The sequence below is a fragment of the Vibrio sp. JCM 18905 genome (assembly GCF_055393305.1).
The window spans coordinates 827328-853626 of the sequence record NZ_AP043880.1 but is presented as its reverse complement, the minus strand read 5'-3'; the positions used below and the strand labels follow the sequence as shown (position 1 = coordinate 853626).

The following is a 26299-nucleotide window of genomic DNA, read 5'->3' as shown; positions in this document are numbered from 1 at the left end:
TAGATCTCCCTATTCATCCACTGTGAAGTACAGTCCCCAGGCACGGGTTAAAATGTCTGATGAGACGACCTTCTCTTTCCCTTCGAACACCAAAATATCGCGGCTAATACCGAGTAAGTCTTTTGGTAAACAAGGGTAGTTGGCGACATCATTGTCGCGATGTAACTGACTTAACGTATCGAAAAACTCAGGCACAAGCGTCATTTGGTAATCTTTAGCAAGCGAAACCCAAAGCGCTTGATAATCTGTCAAACCAAGCGGTGTAAACTCGATCTTGTAACCCAAACGACGTAAAAAAGCGGGGTCTGCAATTTTGCTTGGTGCAAAGTTGGAGGAGAATGCCAGAGTGAGCATAAACGGCACCGTGACTTGTTGACCATTTGGCAAAGCTAGGTGGTCAAATAAGTACTCCATTGGAACGATCCATCTGTTTAGCAGGGCATCAACAGGCATTGACTGACGACCAAGGTCATCAATCACCAAGATTCCGTTGTTAGCCATCATTTGCAGTGGCGCAATCCATACACGATTATGCTCGCTGTGGTTTACCTCAAGCATATCCAATGTCAGCTCACCGCCCACTTGAATGTTTGGTCTTTCACAAAGAACCCAGCGTTTGTCGTAATGCGTTTCCAACTTAACGAAAACCTGAGAATGGGAGTTGTCTAAACGACGGTGATGATGCTCTGAGAACACTTTGATGATGTTGCCATCGGCATATACGGCATAAGGAATGAATACCGAAGTGTTCATTGCATTGAGCACTCTTGATGCGACGTAGCTTTTACCGGTACCCGCATGACCATACAGCAACAAAGCCCGCCCCGAGTTAATGGCTGGTCCTAAAACGGGTATCAAATGATCCGAACCAAACACGTCAGACAGCGCTCGCTCAACATCATTGCGATTAATAGGATGCTTGCGAAGATCTTGTCCCTCAACAACCGTCCAATATTCTTCCAAAGAGACGGGAACAGGACCGATATACGGATCTTTTCTATACGCAATGTCTGCTTCTGCAAGCCCAAGCTCAGTTAAACTGTAGCGCACGTTGGAATACGACGTACTCAGCTTGTCTGATGCTGGCTGATAAACTTCTACCCAACTTCGCTTTCTTAACTGCGCCAAAGCAAGCTCGACAATATTCGAAACAATACAAAGCCGTTGCGTTAATTCGATTAAGTCACATTTGGGATAGGCAGACAGATGTTTCAACACTAGGTTTTCAACAACTGAAGACGGCACGCCAAGACCCTCGACAGACGAAGGCACCTTTGGTGGATTTATTTGTGGCACGAGTTTTTCCCAATACACAGAGCCCATCACACTTCCCCTCTTGAAGTTGCCTAGTCAACTGATGCTGCATGCCATTTTTTATTATTATTTAATGGGTGTAGGAGAAATAAGCTAATCCAATTACGATTATCGGCGCGAAAGGAATGACTAACGGCTTATTAGACCTAAAGCCTGGTGTTACTTTTTCTAAGCAATACCCTTTTATCTGGTGTGATAGAGCAACACTAGTCGATGACACGTGTAACATTAGATAAAAAATGCCCACGATGCCTCCAGCAAGTATTATTCCAGTAGACGCTTCCCCAAGGTTACTCAGACCCAGCCATGCCCCTATGACGGCGAGCAACTTAACGTCTCCTCCAGCCATTACTTTGAACAGATACAGCGCGAAACACACTGCAAACGCAACCAACCCACCATATAAATGATCCAAGCCACTTGTTGCTGGGTTGTAAATTACGTTTGCAGTAACAGCAACCAAAAGCATAAGCACCGCTTTGTTTGGTATTCTGTGTTTCTGAGCGTCTGATACTCCAATCGCAATAAGCAATGACCAAATAACTAACTCGCTAACCATTACGAGCTGCTGATACGACCAGCTACTGAAGTAAACTTGTTAGACAAAGTCGTCCAGAAGCCTGAAGTCAAGAACGCTGTAACAATTAACGCCGCACCTAGAATGTACTCTAAAAGTGTTAGCCCCTCTTCATCTTCCATGAAGTCCTTGATTAGATTGCGAAAGTTATCCATATGATTATCCCCTTTAACGTATCTCGCGATTAATGATACAGGTCTCATGTGCACCTGAATCATGCTTAAACATTAGTCACCGAGAATTAGGGGGGTTAGGACTTTTTTGCCAAAGGTTGGTACTTTCTTGCCTACCTGCGCTTCAGAATCAAAATGTATCAATAACGAGACACATCACCACCAACTATGTGACACCTTTCACACTTGCAGTATGACTATATAAGCCTAAGCTTAATAAACGAAAGGGTGAGGTCTGAAGCTCAAGGAATGAGGCTCGACTGACCTCAATACATACTAACGTTGGTGTAGTACGTACTGAGCGGGATTCATATGGATAGACTGACCAAAGCTTATTGGATTGGAGAGACTCTTTGCTCGCTGCCGGAATCACTTCGCTGTGAGTTTGATAAGAGCTTTGAGATTATGGACTGTAGCAAAGATATCTCTGTGCTTAGCGATAAAGAACACAGCTATTTCTTCTACTACATGACTTGCGATCATCGAGAGCACCTGAAAGGCGTCATCACGCTCTGTGAAAATCTCGACAAAAAACTGATCGTTATACATCCAACCGATATCGAGCCTCACTTACCGCCAAAGCATATTTGTGCGGAATATTATACGTTGAATGAAATCACCCTCCCGATTTGGCTATCACAGATAAAATTGAAATACTTTTTGCACAGCAAGGTCGACGAAGAACAAATTTCGGTCGATAAACTCTTTAATCGAAGCGGAAAGTCGAATTTTTCTGACGTGGTTCATTACATCGCCAATAATGTCCATAAAGACCTAAGGGAAGAGGAAGCAGCTGCGCTTTGTCACTACTCACCGAACTACTTTTCCAAAGTATTCCATCGCAAAGTTGGTATGTGCTTTCGTGATTATGTCACTGCAAAACGCATTTCATTAGCAAAGAAAATGCTCGTTGAAAATGAATCCATGAAAATTGCCTATATTGCTTATCAATGTGGATACCGAGATGTCTCTTACTTTTCTCGAATTTTTAAGAAAAAAACAGGCCTGTCCCCAGCGAATTATCGGCAACAGTTTTAGGTGCTATTAGTACCGACTTTAGGGGTAACTAACGCTATCCTCCCCACATATTTCATCAAAATGCATTCCCGTGTCGTTATTTAACATGCTAAAGTTAACAATGCGTTAACAATTATAAATACAACGAGAAGACATGGAGTCACTAAAAATGAATCAGCCGAATCTAAACAGCGCTGCTGGTTGCGCTCTCCCACCACCAAATGAAATGATTCTCAAATGGGCTCAAGAGCGCCCAAATGAGGTCTACCTAAAGCAAATTATTAACCGACAATTTGTTGAATACACGTTCGCTGATGTTGCCGATCAAGCTTTAAAACTCGTCAGTGCACTACGCAACCTCGGAGTACAACCTGGTGACAAAGTAGCATTAGTATCTAAAAACTGTGCAGAGTGGTTTATTTGCGATCTTGCGATGATGCTTGGCGATTATGTCAGTGTGCCAATCTTTCCTACCGCCGGCGCGGACACCATCGAATACTGTGTGACTCATAGTGAAAGTAAAGCGCTCATTGGCGGAAAACTCGATGATCCTAATGCAACCCAGCAAGTCATTGATGCAATGCCGGAACTCATTAGTATCGCGCTCCCCTACGATACTGCACCAAAATGTCAGTATGAATACCAAGCACTCATTGCCGATGCAATGCCAAGTGAAGAACGTCCACAGCACTACGACGATAAGCTAATGTCTTTGGTGTATACCTCAGGTACGTCAGGATTACCGAAAGGTGCAATGCTGACCTACGGAGCGTTTAACTGGTCCGTACAACAACTGATAAACCATATCGGTATTCAAGAAAATGATCGTCTATTTTCTTACTTACCTTTGGCTCATATTACAGAGCGCGTCTACATTTTTGGCTCATCCATCATGGGTGGTGTACCAACAGCATTTCCAGAATCATTGGATACCTTTATCGAAGATGTAAAAATGCACCGCCCGACTCTGTTTATCTCAGTCCCGCGATTATGGACGCTATTCCAACAACGTATTCAAGACAAACTTCCACAGAAGAAGCTCAACATTCTATTGAAAATCCCATTCGTCAATTCTCTGATCAAGAAAAAGCTCGCAGAAGGATTGGGGTTGGATCAGGCTCGAGTATTAGGCTGTGGCTCTGCCCCGGTATCACCAGCACTGCTGGAATGGTACCACTCTGTAGGACTCAATATTACTGAAGCTTGGGGCATGACAGAATCATTTGCTTATAGCACGCTCAACTACCCATTTAGAGCTGACAAAATTGGTAGTGTCGGTAATGCTGGACCAGGTATTGAGTTAAAAATCGCTGACGATGATGAAATCATGGTGCGTGGCAAAGGGCTATTTTCTGGCTACTACAAAAATGACATTGCCACCCAAGAGTCTTTTGATTCAGAGGGCTGGCTACACACAGGCGATATCGGCTCTATCGACTCAGATGGTTACCTAACCATTCAAGGCCGTAAAAAAGATAACTTTAAAACCGCCAAAGGTAAGTTTGTCTCTCCAGTTCCTATCGAGAAAAAACTTTTCGAATACAGTCGCGTAGAGATGATGTGTCTAATCGGTTTAGGGCTACCAGCCCCGATTCTTTTGGTTGTGCCACATGATTTTCCTAACTTTGATCGAGAGCGGTACGCACGAACCACCCGCAAAGTCATTGCAAAAATGAATCAAGAACTCGCCTCTCATGAGCAAATCAAAGGCGTATTAATGATTAAAGAGCCTTGGAGCATTGAAAATGGCGTATTGACGCCAACACTCAAAATTAAACGTCATGTGCTTGAGCAAAAGTATCATGAAATTGGTCACAACTGGCCGAAAGGTGAATTGGTTGTGTGGGAAGAAGACTTATAGCCTTGTCTGCACTCCTCAATATCATTGGGGAGTGCAGTTTAATTCTGAGCTTGAATCAAACTCATAAACTACTCTCTCCAAAACGGCTTCCTCACTTCACTATTAATCTCCTTTTCATCTAATCCTATATCGTCCCAAAGATGTTCTGGTAACTCTCTCAAGTGACGACGTGTCTTGTAGTTTCTTCTCCAACTAGCAAGTTTAGAATAAATTAACTGTAATCCGGTCTGATGGTCAGCTGATAAAGTGCGCTCACAAATGTGTGTCATGTTTTCCATGTAACCAACTCCTATAACAATGTTGACCACTTAATAATCAGCGACTAGGCTGATATCCTCAAACGATAGAATCTGCCATTGAGTTAAGGAAAACTAATGTGAAAGATCGAATGCCTCCCTTACAGGGCTTGTATTACTTCTTCGTTGCAGCAAAGGAAGGAAGCTTTAAAACAGCGGCAAAAGAATTGTTTGTTACGCCAGCTGCCATTAGTCAGCAAATTCGTCATCTTGAAGAGTTTTTAGGAACGGACTTATTTGTTCGCCAGCACAGAAAAATCGTGCTCACACCTGAGGGAGAGCTGCTGTTTACTCAGGCTGAAAGAGGGTTTGCTCATTTGCAGCAAGGGGTGAGATTGGTTAATCAAGATCCTAATCCTAACCACCTTTCGATATCAACACTCCCCTCTTTCGCTCACCATTGGTTAGTCCCGAAAATTACGGCTTTTCGTCAGCGTCACCCTGATATCGCCTTACTATTAGAACCAACCAATGATTTGGTGTCTTTTCAAGATAGTCAGATCGATTTGTGTGTCCGTTACGGTTTAGGAAAATACCCTAATTTAGAATCACAATGGCTAATGGATGAAGCTTTTTACCCTGCCTGTCACCCTGTATATCAGAAAGAGCACGGCATCTATCGCATTGAAGATTTAAGCAAAGCAGAGCTCATCGAAGACGTTTGGCCAGATCTGGACTGGAACATGTGGTTAGCGAGACTTGGTCATTCAGCGGCAAAGCCTGCTTTAAAATACAGTGGCTCACACTTAGTGTTAGAAGCCGCGTTATCACTACAAGGCGTAGCGCTCGTCAAACACAGTTTAGCTCATCAATATTTTCGTTCAGGCAAACTGGTCCGAATTGGTGATATAGCCATTAAACCCAAATTTGCGTATTACCTGTGCGCTCCAAAAGGCTACTTAAAGAGACCTAAAGCCCAATTGTTCGCACAATGGTTGAGAGAAGAAATAGAAACATTTGAAAAGTCAGTGATACAAGATTTTAAAACCATCGACCTCAATGTTAGTAATACTGGCTCAGCTTCAGAATAATCGGTAAACAACACCAAAGGCGTATATCAGCGAAACAAAAACGCGCTGTGTGTAAGCGGTTAGATACAAAAAGCCCCGCACTAGGCGGGGCTTTCAAGTTATAGAGTTAACTTAAGAATTACTTCTTAGCGTTACGCTCTTTAACGTCAGCAATTACTTGCTCAGCAACGTTTGCTGGACATGGTGCGTAGTGTGAGAACTCCATAGAGAACTGACCACGACCAGAAGTCATTGTACGTAGAGTACCGATGTAACCAAACATTTCTGATAAAGGTACATCACCCTTGATACGTACGCCAGTAGACGCAGCTTGTTGGTCTTTGATCATACCACGACGACGGTTAAGGTCACCGATTACGTCACCAACGTGATCTTCTGGAGTGAACACGTCAACTTTCATGATTGGTTCAAGAAGTTGCGCGCCAGCTTTAGGCATAGACTGACGGAATGCGCCTTTAGCAGCGATTTCGTAAGCGATTGCTGAAGAGTCAACTGCGTGGAAACCACCGTCGAATAGTTCAACTTCAACGTCTAGAGTTGGGAAGCCAGCTAGAACACCGTGCTCCATCATTGACGCAAAGCCTTTCTCAACTGCAGGCCAGAATTCTTTAGGTACGTTACCACCAACAACTGTTGACTTGAACGTGAAGCCAGAGTTTGGCTCACCTGGTTTGATGCGGTAATCGATCTTACCGAACTGACCAGAACCACCAGACTGTTTCTTGTGCGTGTAGCTGTCTTCGATTGCTTGAGTGATAGTTTCACGGTAAGCAACCTGTGGAGCACCAACTTCTAGCTCAACGCCGTAAGTACGCTTAAGGATATCTACCTTGATGTCTAGGTGAAGTTCACCCATACCTTTCAGGATAGTTTCGCCTGAATCTTCATCAGTCTCAACTTGGAATGATGGATCTTCTGCAACCATTTTACCGATCGCGATACCCATCTTCTCAGAACCGCCTTTATCTTTAGGCTTAACTGCGATAGAGATTACTGGATCTGGGAAGATCATTGGCTCAAGAGTACATTCGTGCTTAGGATCACATAGAGTGTGACCAGTTTGAACGTTCTTCATACCAACTACAGCGATGATGTCACCAGCTTGTGCTGAATCGATCTCGTTACGCTCGTCTGCGTGCATCTCAACCATACGGCCGATACGCTCTGTTTTACCAGTTGCAGAGTTAAGTACTGTGTCACCTTTCTTCATCTTACCAGAGTAGATGCGGATAAAGGTTAGAGCACCAAAACGGTCGTCCATGATCTTAAATGCAAGCGCACGTAGTGGCTCGTCTGCAGATACAGTCGCAACTTCACCAGTTGGCTCACCAGTCTCTGAATCAGTTAGAGGCTGTGGATCAACTTCTGTTGGAGATGGTAGGTAATCAATTACCGCGTCAAGAATAAGTTGGATACCTTTGTTCTTGTACGCTGAACCACAGTAAGTTGGGAAGAATGCTAGATCACGAGTACCTTTACGGATACAACGTTTGATGTCTTCTAGAGATGGCTCTTCGCCTTCTTCTAGGTAAGCCATCATTAGATCTTCGTCTTGCTCTAGAGCAGTTTCGATTAGCATTTCACGGTATTCAGCAGCTTTTTCTACCATGTCTGCTGGAATATCTTGAACTTCGTAGTTCTCTGGCTGGCCAGACTCATCCCATACGTAAGCTTGTTGGCTTAGTACGTCTACAACACCTACGAAATCTTCTTCGATACCGATAGGTAGAGTCATAACTAGAGGTGTAGCACCTAGTACGTTTTGTACTTGATCTACAACTTTGTAGAAATCTGCGCCCATACGGTCTAGTTTGTTAACGAAGATCAGACGTGATACGTGTGATTCGTCAGCGTAACGCCAGTTAGTTTCTGACTGAGGCTCAACACCACCAGAACCACAGAATACACCGATACCACCGTCAAGTACTTTTAGAGAACGGTAAACTTCGATAGTGAAGTCAACGTGTCCAGGAGTATCGATGATGTTTAGACGGTGATCGTTCCAGAAACAAGTTGTTGCTGCAGACTGGATTGTGATACCACGTTCAGCTTCCTGCTCCATGAAGTCAGTTGTAGTTGAACCGTCGTGTGTATCACCGATCTTATGGATCTTACCAGTTAGCTTTAGGATACGCTCTGTAGAGGTAGTTTTACCCGCGTCTACGTGAGCAAAAATACCAATGTTTCTGTATTTTGATAAATCAGTCATTGTCTTACTCTGTTAATAAGGTATAAAGTGCGCGCAGAGTATATCACATTCTGTCAATACTGATACCCTTGCGTGCGGATGGAAGAAAAAAAATTTTAACGTGAAATTTCCGTCCCCAAAGCATAGTCAAACACAGCAATTTATGTACTTTATTCGCATTTTATTGAGGACGGATAGAACAGTTTGTGATTCCACAAATACCATTCTTATGAGCATTACAGCTCGTCAAAAGCCTCTATGGCTTCCGACAATTTCTTAACGCCGTGAATTTGCATGCCAGGAATGCCGCCTTTCGGCATGTTGGCTGCAGGCACAATGGCTTTCTTGAAACCATGTTTGAACGCTTCATTCAAACGTTCTTGCCCACTTGGCACAGGACGGATTTCGCCTGCAAGCCCGACCTCACCAAAAATAACCACATCTTTGGGAAGTGGACGGTCACGAAAACTCGATAAAAGCGCCATAACTAACGCAAGATCGGCACTCGTCTCCGTCACCTTAACACCGCCAACCACATTAACAAAGACATCTTGGTCTGCCATTTGTAAGCCACCATGCTTATGCAACACAGCGAGCAAAAGTGATAAGCGGTTCTGCTCCAAACCGACCGCAACACGGCGAGGGTTTGCCAATTGCGAGTAATCCACCAACGCTTGAATCTCTACTAATAGAGGACGCGTACCTTCCCAAACCACCATAACAGAAGAACCAGATGTTTCTTCTTCACCACGAGAAAGGAAAATCGCGGATGGGTTACTCACTTCTTTCAACCCTTGGCCTGTCATTGCAAAAACACCGAGCTCGTTCACAGCGCCAAAGCGGTTTTTATGACTACGCAATGTGCGAAAGCGGCTATCAGTACCACCATCAAGCAGCACTGAACAGTCTATAATGTGCTCAAGAACTTTAGGGCCCGCAAGGGTACCATCTTTTGTTACGTGACCAACAATAAATACCGCGACGTTATTCTGTTTTGCGTATCGTGTCAGAGCTGTCGCAGATTCACGTACTTGAGCAACACTGCCCGGTGACGATTGAACATCTGAAACGTGCATTACCTGAATCGAGTCAATCACCATAATGCGAGGTTGCTCTTTTTCGGCAATTTGGCAAATTTTGTCGACGTTCGTTTCCGATAGCATTTTTAAATGATCTTTCGGCAAGCCTAGTCGAGAAGCACGCATCGCCACCTGCTGCAACGATTCTTCACCTGTTACATAGAGCGTTGGCATTTGCGCAGACAAACTACACATGGTTTGCAGCAGCAAGGTGGATTTACCAGCGCCAGGGTTACCACCAATCAAAATAGCAGCGCCGGGTACAACGCCCCCACCTAATACGCGGTCAAGTTCTTTAAACCCACTGGTGAAGCGTGGCACTTCCTGCAGATCAATTTCGGATAACGTTTGAACTGTTGCTTCTGTTGCGGAACCCGCGTAACCGGATAAACGTTCATTACGAGCAACCGTTGGCGATGCTGCAATACGGACTTCTGTTATCGTATTCCACGAACCACATGCGTTACACTGCCCCTGCCAACGGGGAAAATCCGCGCCACAATCATTACAAACATACGCTCGTTTTGCTTTCGCCATGATGCCTCGATTTTTTCTACAAATGTGACTAAGCACAGCCAAGTCAGACCTTAACTGAAATGAACTATTGATATACTTAAGTTTTACTTCGCTTAGCCGATACAATTTAAAGTAACGACATACTCTAACAGAAATAATGCAGCAATCTGAAATTCTCTCGATCGCAGAACGACTCATTCCCGTTTACGGTTCGGATGACTTTGACTTTGTCCTTGGCCAATTGACCGAGGAAGAGCCGCCTTCGGCCAAAATCTTAGTGAAAATGGAACTTAACCGCTTGATGGCTCCGTGCAAAAAAAGCATCGATCTGCGCGGTCGCGTCCAAGGTGAATGTCGCGAGTATATTTTGGATGGTATTCCACATTGGTTAGATGACGTTGCTTTCAACGCTTACCATAAAAACATCAAAAAGTTTGGCGGCTACACTGAGGGAATGTGGGAAGCTTTGGTCAACACACGGAATAACTTTCGCGTAATGAGCAAACGTCTTACTCAACAAAAAACGCAATCGTTAACGGATCCTAAAAGCCCTTTCTTAGCAGAGCCCGTTCACCTCGGCTATGACTTAAAGCGCCAAGAAAAGCGCTTGAAAGTCCAATCTCAAGTCGAGATTTGCCGCTCTAAAGGGCAACTTCTGCATGGGTTAAGCATTGACTTATCCTGCTCTGGCGCAAAGTTCAAAGTCCCAAGTGCGTTTAAATATAACCTTGGGGAGATTATTCAGGTCACGTTTACTGAATTTGCCAGCAAATCTCAGGTTGCCGGTATCGAGAAACCGTTGGCGTACCGCATACTTGCGGTTGATGACTGTTACGAGAATGACTCAGTTCGATACCTCAGAACCATACGTTTAACTGAAACCAATGTCGTTACTCGAGTGATCGATGAAGCGCTCAACAGCGCAGCTAAAAGAGCTCGTCACGATAATCAAGATAAGATCATTCGAGCTCGAACTCGTGGTTATGAGCACATCGCGCTCAAGCACACCAGCAGCTTACCCCTATTCTTTGATGGCAGTGAGCTGAAACTCGCTATGTTGACGCCAAACAATCAAAAGCTTTGGCAGTACTGGCATGATGAAAGGAACCAGCAAATGTTTGGATCCTTATTTAATGAGAAGCGAGTCGCGTCACTCATTAAACCTGGCGTTAAAGGCACCACAAACGTCCTTTATTCATTTACTCACGAGCACGAAAACCGAACCTATTTCTATTCGATGCTTCGTCCTGAGGCCACTCGTGAACAACGCCAGCTATTTTGGCATTTAGGTGCTAAACGTGAAAGTTGGCGCGCGTTTAGAATTTCGATATTTGAACTGTCAGAGCAAGAACAGGAAGACTTAGCCGCTTTCTCTCCGGAGTTGGCTGAAACGTCCCAATCATTGACTCATATTGGCATCTTGCAAGAAATTGCTGACGAAAAATCAGGGCAGGATTATCTGCTCACTGAAAAGCCGCGCTTACCCGCGAATACGTTAAATGCATTTCGCCATCCGAGAAGAATTATAGGCAACCCGAAAGGCATTTATTTTGATGCCAAGTCTCGTCGTAAAGAGCCACGTTACCGATTTAAGACCCCAATAGAACTATGTTCTGGGCCCGTCACAGCGAGCGGCAGCACCGTCGATATTTCAAAGCGAGGGCTCGGCATTAAACTGGACGAACCTACTATGTTGCGCTCTGGGCAAGAGGTTCAGATCAACTTCCGAGAGTTACAACTCTACGACAAAAAGCTGCCTTTAACGTCGGTGCCATACCGAGTAATTCGTGTTAGTCCAGATGGCTGTAGCGTACAGCTAGTTATTGATGAAAGCAGCCACACCATTAAAGTGATCGCCTTTTTCAACAGCATTATCGAGCACAATCAAGATAAGTTGATCCCGCAAAAAGAAATGCTACCGAGTAATGCGTTACTTGAAAGACTGCACAGCATGTTGCTCTCTCGAACTCTGAGCACACCCATTTTTATCAGTAAAACTGCGTCGTCTTCAATCAAAACCCCCGTTATTGGGGTGAATTTGCCGCTACCTAAGCACATTGAGCTTTTTGCCCGCCTTGGGCACGATCAATTGTTGTCACTTGAACCTATCTTTAAAGGTCGAACAAGCACATTAATCGCAGAGCCGATAAAGCGTGTAGAGGGAGCTCAAGCAAGGCATCAGGATATCTACATTAGCGCAGCCAAAGTCGGCAATAAAATTACAGGCATTGAGTCTAAGCTTCATCAAGAGTTCAACAGCGTAAAAGAACGGATTCAATTTATAAAGAAAGCGCGAATGATGGGGGACTTCTACGTGATTCGCTTATCTACAGCCCCAATTTTCGATCCGATGACATCGTTGCTGCAACAAGATTTAAGTGACTTAACCCAATTTGGTGTACATCAAGCGAGCAAATTAGAAAAGGAGCTGACCGCTTTGGTCGGTTACAGTGAGTTTGAAGACATTACGGAAGAAGTTGTAATTAGGTTGGAGTTAACCGAGTAAATTTAGAGCCATACTAAGTCAACGAAAAACACCGCCAGAAAGGCGGTGTTTTTGAATGGATAAATTAAGGTTTTGCTTTCCAGCTGACCTTTTGCTGCTTCACCAGTGCACCAGATAAAATACAGAGCACACCGCCTAAGCCTGCAAAGCGAATCGCAGATTGCGCTTGAGCTTCCACTTTAGGTTTTGCGTGGTACGCGATACCTAAGCCCGCCACCGACATCATCACAAGATCGTTAGCGCCATCACCGACAGCAACCGTGTTGTGCTGCTCAATTTCGTATTCATCCGCCAACTCCACCAGGATATCTGACTTCATCTGCGCGGTAACCACATCGCCAAGTACGTTCCCCGTGAGCTTACCATTAATGATTTCCAACTGATTAGAGCGAGCAAAATCTAACCCGACTTTATCTTTGATATAGTCCGAGAAGTAAGTAAAACCACCGGAAGCAATCGCTGTTTTCCAGCCTAGTGCTTTTAACGTTGCGATTAACGCTTCAAAGTCCGGCATAAATGGCAATTGGGAACGAACTTGTTCAAGAATTGATTCATCAGCACCTTTGAGCTTGCCTACGCGTTGACGCAAACTTTGCTCAAAATCCAGTTCTCCTTGCATCGCACGTTCAGTAACTTCTGCCACCTCATCCCCGACTCCGGCCAATTTTGCGATTTCATCAATACACTCTATCTGGATTGCCGTTGAGTCCATGTCAAATACAATCAAACCTTGGGTTGAGAGATCTGGAACTTCATTAAGCGAGGCGTAATCCAAGTTGAGGCTTTGTAAGATCGTTTCGTGTTGAGGGGTCAACTCTCCTGCCATCAAGGCGACTTCATATTGGCCAACTTTCCACGTTTCTAACACGGGGTTGTAGACACCTGTGAAGAAATCAATGTCTTCAAAATGACGTGGCGAAAGGTATTCTGCAAACACTATCCAGTTTGCTTTTGCTTTATCTAGTTGGGAGGCAAATCGAGTCTCGGGTAATCGTTTTAAAAGTGTCGTATGTTTTCTGATAGGCAAGCTTTTTGACGCGTCCATGTATATAATCCCTTATGACTTTGCTAAAACGTTACCTCAACAAACTAAAAAGGCAAGTCTTTGTTTTATTTTAAATGGATGAGTAAAGAGCATGAGTGAATCCTTGTTCTCAGTAAGGAATGCCCTAAGAATTCTGGCACTAATCCTACTGTGTGTGATGTTGTTTATCACGATCAAAAACAGTGTTGTGATCAGTAAGGGCAACGAGAAAATTCAAGCACAGCAGCTTGAGACACTCACCAAGGTTTTGATTTCACAGGCGTCTCTTTCTGCCAGTGAAATGATTTTGACCAAAGATCAAGAACGCTTACTTAAGCTGACAAACCAGCTAGCACAAGACCGTTTGGTGTTTGATGCGACAATATATGATGCACAAGGCGTACGTTTAGCGTCTAGTGAAGATGCGCTATCGGTACGCGAAGTTTTAGGCTTAGACACGCCCTTGGCAACAGCTTCCATTGGCCGCCAGCAGTTGGTTGAACCAGTATTTGCCGATGAAGCACTCATCGGTTTTGTTCGCGTTACCTTTGAGACAGGTCGTGTAACCGCGATTTCTGACCACCACTATCGTAAGAGTGATCGCTACATGTACATGATGGTGCTAATGAGTTTTGTGTGCGGCATGTTATTCATTATGATTTTACGTAGACAGCCTATCCGCCGTAAAAAAGCGCAAAACCTACTGCTAACCAAATAGTCAGTCGGTAATCAACATCTAATACAAAAACAGCCCGCATTGTGCGGGCTGTTCTTTTAGTTCTTAATGTCAAGAAACTAAGATGACTCTTTGTCGCTTATTCTTCGTCGCCTAGCAATACTGAATCTAGTGCGATTAGCATCATGTCGTTGAATGTTGTTTGACGCTCATCAGAAGTTGTTTGCTCACCCGTTTTGATGTGATCTGAAACCGTACAGATTGTCAGAGCTTTTGCACCGTATTCTGCCGCTACGCCGTAAATACCCGCCGCTTCCATTTCAACACCAACAATGCCGTACTTGTCCATTACGTCGAACATTTCTGGATCTGGCGTGTAGAAAAGCTCCGCTGAAAATAGGTTACCGACTTTCACATCAATGCCACGTGCTTTTGCTGCGTCTTCTGCCGCGCGAACCATTTTGTAGTCTGCGATTGCTGCAAAGTCATGACCTTTAAAACGGATACGGTTCACTTTAGAATCCGTACACGCGCCCATGCCGATCACAACATCACGCACTTTGATGTCTTCGTTTACTGCGCCACAGCTACCAACACGGATAATTTTCTTCACGCCGAAGTCTTTAATTAGCTCCGTTGCGTAAATCGAGCATGATGGGATACCCATACCGTGGCCCATAACCGAGATCTTACGGCCTTTGTATGTGCCAGTGTAACCGAACATATTACGCACATCACACACTTGCACAACGTCTTCAAGGAAGGTTTCTGCGATGTATTTTGCACGTAGCGGGTCACCCGGCATCAGTACGACGTCTGCGAATGCGCCCATTTCAGCATTGATATGTGGAGTTGCCATTTTCTTTTCCTTAACCTTTCTCTAGCGCTCCGCGCTTAAGGCGATATAAGCCAGAGTATTCTCATTTCCGACAAGCAGTACTTGCATACTGCAAACATAAAACTAGGAGCATTCAGCTCCTAGTTTTCAATATCCTAATTATAGGAAATTCTTACCGTAATCCATTGGAGAAGTACCGAAGTAGCTCGCCAATGTTTGGCCAATGTCTGCGAATGTTTCGCGGCGGCCAAGAGAGCCTGCTGGCACTTTTTGACCGTAAACCAATACTGGGATGTGCTCACGAGTATGGTCAGTACCTGGCCATGTTGGGTCACAGCCGTGGTCTGCTGTTAGGATAAGCACGTCATCTTCACCCATCAGTTCTAGCACTTCATTGATGCGACCATCAAAGTACTCAAGCGCTGCAGCGTAACCCGCCACATCACGACGGTGACCGTAAGCTGAATCGAAGTCGACGAAGTTAGTGAATACGATGGTGTTATCACCCGCTTCTTTGATCGCTTCTTTCGTTGCTTCAAATAGTGCTGGAATGCCTGTTGCTTTGGTTTTCTTAGTGATCCCACAACCAGCATAAATATCTGAAATCTTACCGATGGAATGCACCTGACCGCCCTTCTCATCAACTAACTTTTGTAAGATAGTCGCTGATGGTGGCTCTACAGATAGGTCACGACGGTTACCCGTACGCTCAAATTGACCTTTACCCGGGCCAATGAATGGGCGCGCGATTACACGGCCGATGTTGTAATCTTCTAGTTCTTCACGTGCAATTTGGCAAAGCTCTAGTAGACGATCCAGGCCGAATGTCTCTTCGTGACAGGCGATTTGGAATACAGAGTCCGCAGAGGTGTAGAAGATTGGCTGCCCAGTCTTCATATGCTCTTCACCCAAGTCATCAAGAACTTGAGTACCAGATGCGTGGCAGTTACCTAGGAAACCGTCAAGACCCGCGCGCTCAAGGATGCGATCCGTCAGCTCTTTAGGGAAGCTGTTTGCTTTGTCTGTGAAGTAACCCCAGTCAAACAGAACAGGAACACCTGCGATTTCCCAGTGACCAGACGGCGTGTCTTTACCAGAAGAAAGCTCTGCGGCGTGGCCGTACGCACCAATGATTTCTGCATCTGCGTCTAGGCCAGGTGCGAAGCGACCTGTTGACTCTTTATGTGCCATTGCCAAACCTAACTTAGATAGGTTTGGAAGGCGAAGTGCGCCTTGACGTTGGTCGTTATCTGCTAAGCCTTTTTCGCATTGTTCTGCGATGTGGCCTAATGTGTCTGAACCTACATCACCAAATTTCTCAGCGTCAGCGGTTGCACCAATACCGAATGAGTCTAGTACTAAAATAAATGCTCTTTTCATTGCTCGTTCCTTAGGCCCACTCGGCTTTTTATTATGGTTGAGTAGGCCTTGTGTAATTACTTGTTCTATTAAATATCTTCTGCACGAATTTGACGGTAAACCTCTGGAGTTGGTGTGTACTCACCACCTACTTTGATTGCACTGCGCAGTGCTTTTGCCGCTTCTTCCCACTGCTCTTCGCTGCGAGCGTGGATAACGGCAAGAGGTTTATCGCTATCTGCAACTTCACCCAAGCGGATGAACTCGTCGAAACCTACGGCATAGTCGATTTCATCAGTAGCAACACGGCGACCACCACCCATAGCAACGACAGCCATGCCAATCGCACGCGTGTCCATTGCTGAAACAATGCCCGTTTCCGTCGCGTAAACAGGCTTGATGATTTCCGCTTTTTCTAGGTAGTTATCGTAGTTTTCTACGAAGTCTGCTGGGCCGCCAAGACCCGCAACCATCTTGCCGAAGCATGCTGCTGCTTTACCGTTGTCTAGCGCTTCCATCAACTTCACACGTGCGTCTTCTGTGTTCTCAGCCAGTTTGCCAAGTACCAGCATTTCTGCACAAGAAGCCATGGTGACTTCAAGTAGGCGTGGGTTACGGTATTCACCAGTTAGGAAACGAACCGCTTCACGAACTTCCACCGCATTACCTGCCGAAGAGGCCAATACTTGGTTCATGTCTGTCAGGATTGCAGTGGTCTTAGTACCCGCACCGTTTGCTACTGCAACGATTGATTTCGCTAGCTCTTCAGACGCTTCGTAAGTTGGCATGAATGCGCCAGAACCTACTTTTACGTCCATTACTAGCGACTCAAGACCTGCTGCTAGCTTCTTAGATAGAATAGAAGCAGTGATCAGTGAAATGTTATCCACTGTTGCGGTAATATCACGAGTCGCGTAAACACGCTTATCCGCTGGAGCTAGGTCACCGGTTTGACCGATGATCGCCACACCAGCGTCTTTGGTCACTTGACCAAAAACATCGTTGCTTGGTGTGATGTTGTAGCCAGGAATAGACTCAAGCTTATCTAGCGTACCGCCTGTGTGGCCAAGACCACGGCCAGAGATCATTGGTACGAAACCGCCACATGCTGCCACCATAGGGCCAAGCATCAAAGACGTTACGTCACCCACACCGCCAGTAGAGTGTTTGTCGACAATTGGGCCACCAAAGTTCATGTGGCTCCAGTCGATAACCATGCCCGAATCACGCATTGCACACGTTAGGGCGATGCGCTCATCCATGGTCATTTCATTGAAGAAAATCGTCATAGCAAACGCCGCGATCTGACCTTCAGATACGGTGTTATTTGCTACGCCTTGAATAAAGAAGTTGATTTCGTCTGCGGTAAGTACTTCACCGTCACGTTTTTTACGAATGATTTCTTGTGGTAAATACATTAGTGCCTCCCATGCTCTCAGTGAGCCATGGTTAAGTAGGATAGAAGAGGTTTGGTAGCACCCGTTTAGGTGCTACCGTTCAGACATATTATTGGGATTAGTACGCTGCTGGATCAGCAGTTTCGTCTGTCACTTCTAATGTATTTAGTAGGTTAGTTAGCAGGCTAGACGCACCGAAACGGTAGTGACGGGCATCAACCCAGTTGTCACCTAGGATTTCGTCAGCCATTGCTAGGTATGCAGCTGCGTCTTCAGCAGTGCGCACACCACCTGCTGGTTTGAAACCAACAGTTTCTGCAACACCCATGTCGCGAATCACTTCAAGCATCATGCGTGCATATTCTGGTGTTGCGTTTACTGGCACTTTACCAGTTGAAGTTTTAATGAAGTCAGCACCTGCTTCAATACAGATTTGAGATGCTTTCTTGATTAGTGCTTCTTCTTTTAGTTCACCCGTTTCGATGATCACTTTAAGAAGAATGTCACCACAAGCCTCTTTACATTGCTTAACTAGTTCGAAGCCTACTTTCTCATCACCCGCCATTAGCGCGCGGTATGGGAAAACAACGTCAACTTCGTCTGCACCGTAAGCAACCGCCGCTTTTGTTTCAGCAACAGCGATTTCGATGTCGTCGTTACCGTGTGGGAAGTTCGTTACTGTTGCAATGCGAACCTCTGGCGTACCTTGCTCACGAAGTGTCTTCTTAGCAATAGGAATAAAGCGAGGGTAAATACAAATTGCAGCTGTGTTGCCTACTGCTGTTTTCGCGTCATGACATAATGAGATCACTTTTGCATCAGTGTCATCGTCATTCAACGTAGTTAGGTCCATAAGTTTAAGTGCACGTAGCGCTGCTGCTTTTAAATCGCTCATTTCTATCTCCGATCAATATTCAAAAAATTCACTACTCAGCCTTACATCACGTCTCTAACTATAATCAACAAGTCGAGACAATGTGAGTAAATGGCTAAACAGTCTATTAATGAACGGACTTGGTTCCCTGAAGACTCGGCATATACAGCGAAAATTTCATATGCCAATTGCTATCCTTGTCACCGCACAGTACCAGTTTGGCCTATGGCACAACAATCTATGATTGCGGTGTCTTTAATATCACATCACACAGCAAAACGCCTATTAGATCTGATATTGCTGGGCAAGTCATTTGCCCATCGATTATGTAATATTCATTACGTGATTAAGTATCAACCTTAACCACTATCCTGTGATTAATACATTATAGAGTTTCACCGCAAAACTGTAGCACCAAATAGAGCGCAAACGGTTTGTATCTCAAAATTTCCTAGCCCCTATTCCATCGGCTGCGTAACTCATAGACTGAGTCCGGCATCCGGTGAGATTTTAGAGCCCGAAAAACGAAAAATGCCCCGCAGCAATCTCTTGCTACAGGGCATGATGTAAAACGGCGTCTATATATTAAGAACCGATTCTAATTATAGTGCTGCAAGGCTTAAGCAGAAGCCTGCAATTGTCGCTGCCATAAGGTTAGACAACGTACCTGCAAGCACAGCTTTAACACCCATGCGAGCGATGTCACTACGACGGTTTGGTGCAAGGCTACCTAGACCACCAAGTAGAATCGCGATAGAAGAAAGGTTCGCGAAACCACATAGTGCGAATGAGATGATAGCTGTTGTCTTCTCAGACATTACTTCACCAGTTGCCGCGATTACTTGAGCGTTTTCACCTAGGTATGGTGTGAAGTTCAAGTAAGCAACGAATTCGTTCACTACGATTTTCTGACCGATGAATGAACCAGCAGTTACTGCTTCAGCCCATGGAACACCGATTAGGAATGCTAGTGGAGAGAATGCGTAACCTAGGATTAGCTCTAGCGTTAGTTCTGGCATGCCGAACCAACCACCGATGCCACCTAGCATACCGTTGATCAGCGCGATTAGACCAACGAATGCGATTAGCATTGCACCTACGTTAAGCGCAAGTTGTAGACCAGAAGCCGCACCGCCCGCTGCTGCGTCGATTACGTTTACTGGTTTGTCGTCGCCGCCGTCCATCGCTTCTTCAATACTTTCGTGAGGCTGGTCAGTCTCTGGGTGAAGGATTTTAGCGAATAGTAGACCACCTGGTGCCGCCATGAATGATGCTGCTACTAGGTACTCTAGTGGAACACCCATTGAAGCGTAGCCCGCTAGTACACCACCAGCAACAGAAGCTAGACCACCACACATTACCGCGAATAGCTCTGATTGAGTCATTTTTGGAACGAATGGACGAACAACTAGAGGTGCTTCTGTTTGACCTACGAAAATGTTTGCTGCTGCTGACATTGATTCCGCACGTGAAGTGCCCAGCGCTTTTTGTAGTGCGCCACCAAGAATCTTGATAACCCATTGCATAACGCCAATGTAGTAAAGAACTGAAATCAGTGCAGAGAAGAAGATCAGTGTAGGAAGAACACGGAATGCGAAGATGAAACCGCCGCCGCCGAATACTTCGAACATCTTGTCAGAAACAAGACCACCGAACAGGAATGATGAACCATCGTTACCGTAGTTGATAACGTTAGAAACACCTGAAGAGAAACCGTTTAGTAGATCACGGCCCCAAGGCACATACAGAACAAATGCACCTAATGCGAATTGGATAGCGAATGCGCCACCCACAGTTCTTAGATTGATAGCTTTTCGGTTATTAGAAAATGCCACTGCAATCGCAAGAAGCACTACCATACCGATTAGGCTCATAAACAGGCTCATAGTTTATGACTTCCTTATAAGTTATTTATTGGCGTGTTACAAAATGGAGCTATAAAGCGGGAGCAATTATACTCATGCAGAATCAATTAAAGTAATGCCAGCCTCACACTTTCCTATAAGATTCATGATTGATTCAGCCAGCTTTGTGAGTTAATTCACAATAAGCAGGAAAACGTTTTCTATTTCAAACCACATCTTTAGATTTTATTCACATATCGAGAAAGCAAAATTGCTATTTTTCCATAACTGAGAGGCAATCGATTGCTTTGAGCCGTTATGCAACTCTACGAGCTCATTAAAGACGTGAATGAGTTTGGCTGGGTGATTCGACTCCCCTTGATACCCAAGTATAGGCATATCCGGTGCATCTGTTTCGATCACGAGATGTTTGAGTGGTAATTTTTGAATTGCGTCGCGCGTTTTCTTCGCTCTTGGGTAGGTGATGGTTCCTCCTACTCCGATAAAAAAACCTAATTTGACCCACTCCATTGCTTGCTGATAACTCCCAGAGAAAGCATGTAGCACACCGCCCCGAGGGAGCTTCGCCGCTTTAACCATTTGAATAAGGCGATTGTGCGCTTTTCGGCTATGTAAAATAACTGGGAGTTCGAAGCATCTAGCCAGTTCAAATTGAACTTCAAGTGTCTCTTCTTGCAACTGTGGGTCAACATCAATGGCAAAATCTAGCCCACACTCTCCTATTGCCACGCACTGGGGAGCATTTTGTTTTAGATAATGTTCCAATTCAGCAAAGTGCTGCTCGACGTTATCTTCAAGAAAATACGGATGAAACCCAAGGGCGTAATACAAATTGGCATGTTGATCTGCCAAGGTTTGAATACGAGCCCAGTTTTGAGGTCCCACTGAAGGAATCAGAATTCTTGTCACGCCTTGCGTTTGAGCTAGCTCAAGTTGATGTGCAAAGTCACCTTGGAATACATCAAAGTCAAAGTGACAATGGGTATCAAAGAGCTTCATCTTGAGACTTTTTATCTGTACCGACAAACTGAGAATCAGAAAATAGCAGAGCTTCACTGTTCTCTTCATTTTGATGGGCAGGATCTTTTCGATACGGAACGCAGCTGCGTTTTTGATCAGGGGTTAACCCCATCTCCTTGCACCAGTCGTCGTAACGCTTCAATCCTCGTTTAAACCAGTTCATACCTCATCCTTATAAAAAACGCCCTTGGCTAAGTTTATAGCCAAGGGCGTTTTAAAATCTAGTTTGCGTTAAAGCTTACCCAAACCGCTTTTTGATTAGTGCTCACGCGTCGCACGGAAATCAATATCAGGGAAACGCTCTTTCGCCAAGTTTAAGTTAACCATTGTTGGTGCAATATACGTTAGGTTATCACCACCATCCAATGCTAAGTTTGCTTGGTTCTTACGTTGGAACTCATCCAGTTTCTTCGCATCATCACACTCAACCCAACGCGCAGTTGCAACGTTAATGCCTTCATAAATCGCTTCAACGTTATATTCAGACTTCAAACGAGCCACAACAACATCGAACTGAAGTACACCAACGGCACCAACGATCAGATCGTTGTTTTGTAGTGGACGGAATACCTGTACCGCACCTTCTTCTGATAGTTGCACCAAGCCTTTTAGTAGCTGTTTCTGCTTTAGTGGATCTTTCAGGCGAATACGACGAAACAGCTCCGGGGCGAAGTTCGGAATACCAGAGAATTTCAGTGACTCACCTTGAGTAAAGGTATCACCAATCTGGATAGTACCGTGGTTATGCAGACCAATGATATCACCCGCGTAAGCGTGTTCTGCACGTGAACGGTCACCAGCCATAAAGGTTACTGCATCAGAGATACTCACCTGCTTGCCAAGACGAACGTGGTTCATCTTCATACCCTGCGTGTAAGTACCCGATACAATACGCATGAATGCGATACGGTCACGGTGTTTCGGGTCCATGTTTGCTTGGATCTTGAATACGAAACCAGAGAACTTCTCTTCTGTCGCTTCAACTTCACGCTCAACCGCTTGACGCGTTTTCGGTGCTGGTGCCCACTCTGTTAGACCGTCTAGCATGTGGTCTACACCGAAGTTACCTAATGCGGTACCGAAGTAAACTGGCGTCAGGTCACCTGTTAAGAACATTTCCAAATCAAACTCAGGGCAAGCACCCATAACAAGCTCAAGCTCTTCTCGAACACTTTCCGCAAGGCCTGCACCGACTTTTTCATCAAGCTCTGGGTTATCTAGACCTTTGATGATTCGAACTTCTTGAATCTCATGACCGTGACCAGATTCGTATAAAATCGTTTCATCACGGTGAATGTGGTACACACCTTTAAACTCTTTACCACAGCCGATTGGCCACGTGATAGGCGCACACATCATGCCCAATTCGTTTTCTACTTCGTCCAATACTTCCATTGGATCACGAACGTCACGGTCAAGTTTGTTCATGAAGGTCACGATTGGCGTATCGCGTAGACGGGTTACTTCCATCAGCTTACGAGTACGATCCTCGACACCTTTCGCTGCATCGATAACCATCAAACACGAGTCGACTGCCGTTAGAGTACGGTATGTATCTTCCGAGAAGTCTTCGTGTCCAGGAGTATCAAGTAGGTTTACCAGGCAATCATTGTAAGGGAACTGCATCACAGACGTGGTTACCGAGATACCACGTTCCTTTTCCATTTCCATCCAGTCTGATTTTGCGTGCTGTGCATTACCACGACCTTTAACCGTACCTGCTTTTTGAATCGCGTTTCCGAATAAAAGGACTTTTTCAGTAATGGTGGTTTTACCCGCATCCGGGTGAGAAATAATAGCGAACGTTCTACGTTTAGACACTTCGCTTAGAAAAGGTGTATTTGACATGAAACTGGTCTTCTTTGATGTCTGAATGCTTGCTCGAAAAGCAAACACGCTTTTTAGATTCAATATTGCGCGGTATTCTCGCTTATTATTGCCTCAGGGGCAACTGATCGCTTTAGGGGCGACCTCCCTTATGGGATGCGTTAACGTTAGTGAAAGAAGAGATAACTCATGATGATCGCATCTTCTTTTCCCGTGCCAGTTTTCGCAGGGTAATAGTTATGACGTCGATCAACTTCATTGAATCCAGCTTGTTCATAAATATAAATAGCAGGCTTATTACTCTCTCGCACCTCAAGCCAAGCACTCTCCGCTTTTGATTGCTCACAATGTTCTAAAAACGCATCCAAAAGTTTTTGACCATAGCCTTTACCCTGAAGATGCGGCGCGATAGCAATATTCAGCAACGTAACTTCACCGACAATATTCTGCGCATAAAAGTAGCCAATCACCATCTCGCCATCGAGCATCACATGATGACATGCTCCACGGCTGGATAAATCACGTACCAAAGACTCTGCCCACGGATGCGAGTGTGCTTGCTGCTCAATTTGCCAAACTTGATCTAAGTGCTCAGCGCACATTGGTAAGATTTTAGTTGTCATTATTTACCTAGGGGTTCATGTGCAATACCAATTGCAGTAAAACGGGGATTAATGCTTATTTGCTCGAATTGTTGTAAGAACAAATCTGTTGCCAAAGTGCACGTTTTTGTTGGGTATTCCCATCCACATCTTGCAACAATGGCGATGTCAGCGATTTAGTGTCAGGCAATACTTCGGCTTCACACCCTGCAAACCAAACCCACTCAAGCTCGTGCTGGCCAAGTAATGGAAATCGCTCTGGCTCAATATGTAACGCTTGGTCAACCGTTAACTTCATACTCTTTAGGATGTTTTCAAACAAAACTGCCGTCTCATTCTCTGGACATACCGGAGAGATCAACAGGAGTTTGCAAGAACTTTGCAAATCGATTTTTGGCGATTGGTAACCTGCCAATCTATCTGGGTGTACCAGCTCCCATGTGCTGATGCCCATTTCGTGTAAATACTGTTTCTCGTTAATTGACATTTTCCGTCACCTATTTGAACGAGGGCAATCCTAACAAATAATCGTGATTATACCTAAAGGACTTCAAGGAACACCTCAATACATTGGAATGATTGAACTGTTCTGCCTATGACAATGGCCACACCGTAGGTATAACATATGAGGTACATTATGAAATTCTTACCTACACTGCTGCTTTGCGCACTGGTAGCCACCACAAGCATGAGTGTTTTTGCTAATAGCAGCGATGAGTGGGAGCTGATTGCAACGAAAACCGTCAAATTCCAAACAGAAACGGATACCGTGACACCAAATAGCCTATTCCGAAATCGCAGCTTCAGTAAAATTAAACTGAAATGTGTGCAGGGCACGGTAGACATTAACGACTTAAAAGTCGTGATGACGGACGGTAGTGAGAAAAAGCTAACCTCTATGGGTGTGCTAACAAGTGGATTATCGACTCGTGCATGGAGCCTTCCTGGCTCAAAAGAAGCGAAGCTAAAACAGATTGAAATGACTTACAGTAGTTGGGGCAGCAGAAAACTCAATGTTTTAGGGCTAAGTAAGAAAGCAAAAATAGAGGTTTGGGGTAAGAAGAAAAGTGACCAGTCGTCTTAATCTCCCTATCTCAGTTTTCAATGAACTAAGAAAGAAGCCCACTGAGTTAGTGGGCTTCTTTCATTTACAGTTCAGAGAACTCTGGCGCGTAATCTATGCGTCCGGAGCGTCCGGCACATTGACCTTCGACCAACTCTGCGATACGAAATGCACCTTTAGGAACATCCCAAGCGCATTCGAATCCCATCTCGTCGCATGATTGAAAGCCCTGGCGCGCGTAATAATCAGGATCGCCCAACACCACACACACTGGATAGCCAAAATCACGCAGTGAATCAAAACCTTCTTTGATCAACTCTGCAGCGATGCCTTGGCGACGGTAATCTTCATGAACAGCCAATGGCGCCAGCCCTTGCCACGACAAATCTTCACCATTTAAGGTCACTGGGCTAAATAAAGCATGGCCTATCACCTCTCCCTCATCTGTACACGCGACTAAGGAAAGTGTGAATTTGCTGTTTTCGCGCAAACGCATCACAAGCTTAGCTTCAGCTTCCGTCGGGAAGGCGTGTTTCAATAAGCGGTCAATGGTAAGAATGTCCGCAGGGGCTTCAGTTCGAATAAGCATTCGCTACTCCGGTTGGTTGTGCTGGCGCTTGAACCCCTTTCTGAACAAAATCAGCCAATTGATTCAAAGCGACTTGCATTGCTTTCGGTAACTGCTCTAAGTCGACACTGTCCATTAAGTTTTTCACTTCTAAGCCAAGCTCAGTATCGCCTTCAATTGAAAGGCGACGTTGGAAGAACAGTGTGTCAGGGTCTTCTTTACGACCAGCAATCAGTACTAGGTCGTTTAGATTACCACTAAAACTCACATCTTCCTGAACTGGTTTTTCAGCTACCACTAATTTTTCGTCTTGATAGCTGATGTACCATGCTAAGTTCAAGTCTTTAATCGCAACTTTTAACCACTTGTCTTCAAGGAACTCAAAGTCACCATCTTCCAAGGCTTCTTTAAACACCATTTTTAGCCCCTCCAGCAATGCTTTTTGCTGAATTGGCTGTGGTAATAACTGGACTGGAGAACGCAAAATGTTAGCTGCGTTCTTTACTAGTTGACTGCGAATCTTGTTTAACACGTTCATTATCCGTTACTTTGTCATTAGGTTGCCTATATTAAGCAATCGTGGCAATGAGATTACTGTTATGTATCAATAAAGTGCTTATTTTAGATT

The 26299-nt window shown here is 44.9% G+C and carries 25 protein-coding genes; 6 read left to right on the top strand and 19 right to left on the bottom strand.

The features are described 5' to 3' along the window. Nucleotides 1-9: 9 nt before the first annotated feature. The 3 genes from ACZ5ZC_RS20650 to ACZ5ZC_RS20640 form a co-directional block, all read right to left on the bottom strand. Complete coding sequence (locus ACZ5ZC_RS20650; protein WP_006742388.1) at nt 10-1323, bottom strand: hypothetical protein; 1314 nt, start codon at nt 1321-1323, stop codon at nt 10-12. Nucleotides 1324-1384: 61 nt separating this feature from the next. Beyond that, nucleotides 1385-1873, bottom strand: coding sequence for an A24 family peptidase (locus ACZ5ZC_RS20645; protein ID WP_041852894.1), 489 nt, complete (start codon nt 1871-1873; stop codon nt 1385-1387). Further along, entirely contained in the window at nt 1873-2046 is a 174-nt protein-coding gene (locus ACZ5ZC_RS20640; RefSeq protein WP_031781043.1) for a Flp family type IVb pilin, read from the bottom strand. The genes ACZ5ZC_RS20645 and ACZ5ZC_RS20640 overlap by 1 nt, the downstream gene beginning before the upstream one ends. Nucleotides 2047-2376: 330 nt before the next feature. Between ACZ5ZC_RS20640 and ACZ5ZC_RS20635 the strand changes: the two genes are divergently transcribed. Next, entirely contained in the window at nt 2377-3102 is a 726-nt protein-coding gene (locus tag ACZ5ZC_RS20635) for a helix-turn-helix domain-containing protein (RefSeq protein WP_054867145.1), read from the top strand. A gap of 148 nt (nt 3103-3250) precedes the next feature. After that, nucleotides 3251-4942, top strand: a complete 1692-nt coding sequence (locus tag ACZ5ZC_RS20630; protein WP_186437875.1) for an AMP-binding protein — start codon at nt 3251-3253, stop codon at nt 4940-4942. Nucleotides 4943-5010: 68 nt separating this feature from the next. Here ACZ5ZC_RS20630 and ACZ5ZC_RS20625 read toward each other — a convergent pair whose 3' ends face one another. Further along, on the bottom strand, nt 5011-5220 hold the full coding sequence (locus ACZ5ZC_RS20625) for a DUF1127 domain-containing protein (protein WP_054867144.1): 210 nt from the start codon (nt 5218-5220) through the stop codon (nt 5011-5013). A gap of 98 nt (nt 5221-5318) precedes the next feature. On the opposite strand from ACZ5ZC_RS20625, the gene ACZ5ZC_RS20620 reads away from it, so the two are divergent. Continuing rightward, nucleotides 5319-6269, top strand: coding sequence for a LysR substrate-binding domain-containing protein (locus ACZ5ZC_RS20620; protein WP_464932240.1), 951 nt, complete (start codon nt 5319-5321; stop codon nt 6267-6269). A 118-nt stretch (nt 6270-6387) separates the two neighbouring features. On the opposite strand, the gene fusA is transcribed toward ACZ5ZC_RS20620, so the two are convergent. Together fusA and radA are read right to left on the bottom strand one after the other, a co-directional pair. Next, nucleotides 6388-8478: an elongation factor G gene (gene fusA / locus ACZ5ZC_RS20615; RefSeq protein WP_012841459.1), complete on the bottom strand. Its 2091-nt coding sequence runs from the start codon at nt 8476-8478 to the stop codon at nt 6388-6390. 215 nt (nt 8479-8693) lie between these two features. Continuing rightward, complete coding sequence (gene radA / locus ACZ5ZC_RS20610; protein WP_012841458.1) at nt 8694-10073, bottom strand: DNA repair protein RadA; 1380 nt, start codon at nt 10071-10073, stop codon at nt 8694-8696. Nucleotides 10074-10209: 136 nt separating this feature from the next. Here radA and ACZ5ZC_RS20605 point away from each other — a divergent pair, with 136 nt between their 5' ends. After that, entirely contained in the window at nt 10210-12558 is a 2349-nt protein-coding gene (locus tag ACZ5ZC_RS20605; protein ID WP_237312462.1) for a PilZ domain-containing protein, read from the top strand. Between the two features lie 64 nt (nt 12559-12622). On the opposite strand, the gene serB is transcribed toward ACZ5ZC_RS20605, so the two are convergent. Then, a complete protein-coding gene (serB, locus tag ACZ5ZC_RS20600; protein WP_464932239.1) occupies nt 12623-13603 on the bottom strand; it encodes a phosphoserine phosphatase in 981 nt (326 codons plus the stop codon). A gap of 91 nt (nt 13604-13694) precedes the next feature. On the opposite strand from serB, the gene ACZ5ZC_RS20595 reads away from it, so the two are divergent. Continuing rightward, nucleotides 13695-14300 (top strand): YtjB family periplasmic protein, encoded by a 606-nt coding sequence (locus ACZ5ZC_RS20595; protein WP_041852892.1) that lies wholly within the window; start codon nt 13695-13697, stop codon nt 14298-14300. Between the two features lie 97 nt (nt 14301-14397). Here the strand turns inward: ACZ5ZC_RS20595 and deoD are convergent, their stop codons facing one another. From deoD to ACZ5ZC_RS20545, 10 genes are all read right to left on the bottom strand, one after another. Next, complete coding sequence (gene deoD / locus ACZ5ZC_RS20590) at nt 14398-15117, bottom strand: purine-nucleoside phosphorylase (protein WP_006742381.1); 720 nt, start codon at nt 15115-15117, stop codon at nt 14398-14400. A gap of 138 nt (nt 15118-15255) precedes the next feature. Beyond that, a complete protein-coding gene (locus ACZ5ZC_RS20585; protein ID WP_047008941.1) occupies nt 15256-16476 on the bottom strand; it encodes a phosphopentomutase in 1221 nt (406 codons plus the stop codon). A gap of 68 nt (nt 16477-16544) precedes the next feature. Continuing rightward, nucleotides 16545-17873: a thymidine phosphorylase gene (gene deoA, locus ACZ5ZC_RS20580; RefSeq protein ID WP_046875040.1), complete on the bottom strand. Its 1329-nt coding sequence runs from the start codon at nt 17871-17873 to the stop codon at nt 16545-16547. A gap of 97 nt (nt 17874-17970) precedes the next feature. Then, nucleotides 17971-18747 (bottom strand): deoxyribose-phosphate aldolase, encoded by a 777-nt coding sequence (deoC, locus tag ACZ5ZC_RS20575; protein WP_006742378.1) that lies wholly within the window; start codon nt 18745-18747, stop codon nt 17971-17973. A gap of 581 nt (nt 18748-19328) precedes the next feature. Then, nucleotides 19329-20612, bottom strand: coding sequence for a NupC/NupG family nucleoside CNT transporter (locus ACZ5ZC_RS20570; RefSeq protein ID WP_006742377.1), 1284 nt, complete (start codon nt 20610-20612; stop codon nt 19329-19331). 204 nt (nt 20613-20816) lie between these two features. Next, on the bottom strand, nt 20817-21590 hold the full coding sequence (locus ACZ5ZC_RS20565) for a TatD family hydrolase (RefSeq protein ID WP_237308298.1): 774 nt from the start codon (nt 21588-21590) through the stop codon (nt 20817-20819). Continuing rightward, nucleotides 21577-21774 carry a DUF5363 family protein gene (locus ACZ5ZC_RS20560; RefSeq protein ID WP_046875042.1) on the bottom strand — a complete coding sequence of 66 codons (198 nt, stop codon included), beginning with the start codon at nt 21772-21774 and terminating at the stop codon, nt 21577-21579. The genes ACZ5ZC_RS20565 and ACZ5ZC_RS20560 overlap by 14 nt, the downstream gene beginning before the upstream one ends. Before the next feature lie 95 nt (nt 21775-21869). Next, on the bottom strand, nt 21870-23459 hold the full coding sequence (gene prfC / locus ACZ5ZC_RS20555; protein ID WP_012841453.1) for a peptide chain release factor 3: 1590 nt from the start codon (nt 23457-23459) through the stop codon (nt 21870-21872). Nucleotides 23460-23605: 146 nt separating this feature from the next. Then, entirely contained in the window at nt 23606-24061 is a 456-nt protein-coding gene (rimI, locus tag ACZ5ZC_RS20550) for a ribosomal protein S18-alanine N-acetyltransferase (protein ID WP_005394641.1), read from the bottom strand. A 55-nt stretch (nt 24062-24116) separates the two neighbouring features. Then, nucleotides 24117-24527 (bottom strand): DNA polymerase III subunit psi, encoded by a 411-nt coding sequence (locus ACZ5ZC_RS20545; RefSeq protein WP_054867140.1) that lies wholly within the window; start codon nt 24525-24527, stop codon nt 24117-24119. A 150-nt stretch (nt 24528-24677) separates the two neighbouring features. On the opposite strand from ACZ5ZC_RS20545, the gene ACZ5ZC_RS20540 reads away from it, so the two are divergent. Then, nucleotides 24678-25124, top strand: a complete 447-nt coding sequence (locus tag ACZ5ZC_RS20540; RefSeq protein ID WP_012841451.1) for a hypothetical protein — start codon at nt 24678-24680, stop codon at nt 25122-25124. A gap of 64 nt (nt 25125-25188) precedes the next feature. On the opposite strand, the gene ACZ5ZC_RS20535 is transcribed toward ACZ5ZC_RS20540, so the two are convergent. Both ACZ5ZC_RS20535 and ubiT read right to left on the bottom strand, forming a co-directional pair. Next, the gene (locus tag ACZ5ZC_RS20535; RefSeq protein WP_012841450.1) at nt 25189-25692 is read right to left on the bottom strand and encodes a GNAT family N-acetyltransferase; all 504 of its coding nucleotides are present in this window, start codon (nt 25690-25692) and stop codon (nt 25189-25191) included. Beyond that, nucleotides 25676-26203 (bottom strand): ubiquinone anaerobic biosynthesis accessory factor UbiT, encoded by a 528-nt coding sequence (gene ubiT, locus ACZ5ZC_RS20530; RefSeq protein ID WP_005394645.1) that lies wholly within the window; start codon nt 26201-26203, stop codon nt 25676-25678. Before ubiT ends, ACZ5ZC_RS20535 begins: the two co-directional genes overlap by 17 nt. Nucleotides 26204-26299 lie beyond the last annotated feature (96 nt).

Coding starts and splice junctions, on each gene's coding strand:
- ACZ5ZC_RS20650 (WP_006742388.1), bottom strand. CDS start 1,323: ATGGGCTCTGTGTATTGGGAAAAACTCGTGCCACAAATAAATCCACCA.
- deoD (WP_006742381.1), bottom strand. CDS start 15,117: ATGGCAACTCCACATATCAATGCTGAAATGGGCGCATTCGCAGACGTC.
- ACZ5ZC_RS20545 (WP_054867140.1), bottom strand. CDS start 24,527: ATGTCAATTAACGAGAAACAGTATTTACACGAAATGGGCATCAGCACA.
- radA (WP_012841458.1), bottom strand. CDS start 10,073: ATGGCGAAAGCAAAACGAGCGTATGTTTGTAATGATTGTGGCGCGGAT.
- ACZ5ZC_RS20630 (WP_186437875.1), top strand. CDS start 3,251: ATGAATCAGCCGAATCTAAACAGCGCTGCTGGTTGCGCTCTCCCACCA.
- ACZ5ZC_RS20560 (WP_046875042.1), bottom strand. CDS start 21,774: ATGAACTGGTTTAAACGAGGATTGAAGCGTTACGACGACTGGTGCAAG.
- prfC (WP_012841453.1), bottom strand. CDS start 23,459: ATGTCAAATACACCTTTTCTAAGCGAAGTGTCTAAACGTAGAACGTTC.
- ACZ5ZC_RS20565 (WP_237308298.1), bottom strand. CDS start 21,590: ATGAAGCTCTTTGATACCCATTGTCACTTTGACTTTGATGTATTCCAA.
- ACZ5ZC_RS20535 (WP_012841450.1), bottom strand. CDS start 25,692: ATGCTTATTCGAACTGAAGCCCCTGCGGACATTCTTACCATTGACCGC.
- ACZ5ZC_RS20540 (WP_012841451.1), top strand. CDS start 24,678: ATGAAATTCTTACCTACACTGCTGCTTTGCGCACTGGTAGCCACCACA.
- deoC (WP_006742378.1), bottom strand. CDS start 18,747: ATGAGCGATTTAAAAGCAGCAGCGCTACGTGCACTTAAACTTATGGAC.
- serB (WP_464932239.1), bottom strand. CDS start 13,603: ATGGACGCGTCAAAAAGCTTGCCTATCAGAAAACATACGACACTTTTA.
- ACZ5ZC_RS20635 (WP_054867145.1), top strand. CDS start 2,377: ATGGATAGACTGACCAAAGCTTATTGGATTGGAGAGACTCTTTGCTCG.
- ACZ5ZC_RS20570 (WP_006742377.1), bottom strand. CDS start 20,612: ATGAGCCTGTTTATGAGCCTAATCGGTATGGTAGTGCTTCTTGCGATT.
- fusA (WP_012841459.1), bottom strand. CDS start 8,478: ATGACTGATTTATCAAAATACAGAAACATTGGTATTTTTGCTCACGTA.
- ACZ5ZC_RS20645 (WP_041852894.1), bottom strand. CDS start 1,873: ATGGTTAGCGAGTTAGTTATTTGGTCATTGCTTATTGCGATTGGAGTA.
- deoA (WP_046875040.1), bottom strand. CDS start 17,873: ATGTATTTACCACAAGAAATCATTCGTAAAAAACGTGACGGTGAAGTA.
- ACZ5ZC_RS20625 (WP_054867144.1), bottom strand. CDS start 5,220: ATGGAAAACATGACACACATTTGTGAGCGCACTTTATCAGCTGACCAT.
- ACZ5ZC_RS20585 (WP_047008941.1), bottom strand. CDS start 16,476: ATGAAAAGAGCATTTATTTTAGTACTAGACTCATTCGGTATTGGTGCA.
- ACZ5ZC_RS20595 (WP_041852892.1), top strand. CDS start 13,695: ATGAGTGAATCCTTGTTCTCAGTAAGGAATGCCCTAAGAATTCTGGCA.
- ACZ5ZC_RS20605 (WP_237312462.1), top strand. CDS start 10,210: ATGCAGCAATCTGAAATTCTCTCGATCGCAGAACGACTCATTCCCGTT.
- ACZ5ZC_RS20640 (WP_031781043.1), bottom strand. CDS start 2,046: ATGGATAACTTTCGCAATCTAATCAAGGACTTCATGGAAGATGAAGAG.
- rimI (WP_005394641.1), bottom strand. CDS start 24,061: ATGACAACTAAAATCTTACCAATGTGCGCTGAGCACTTAGATCAAGTT.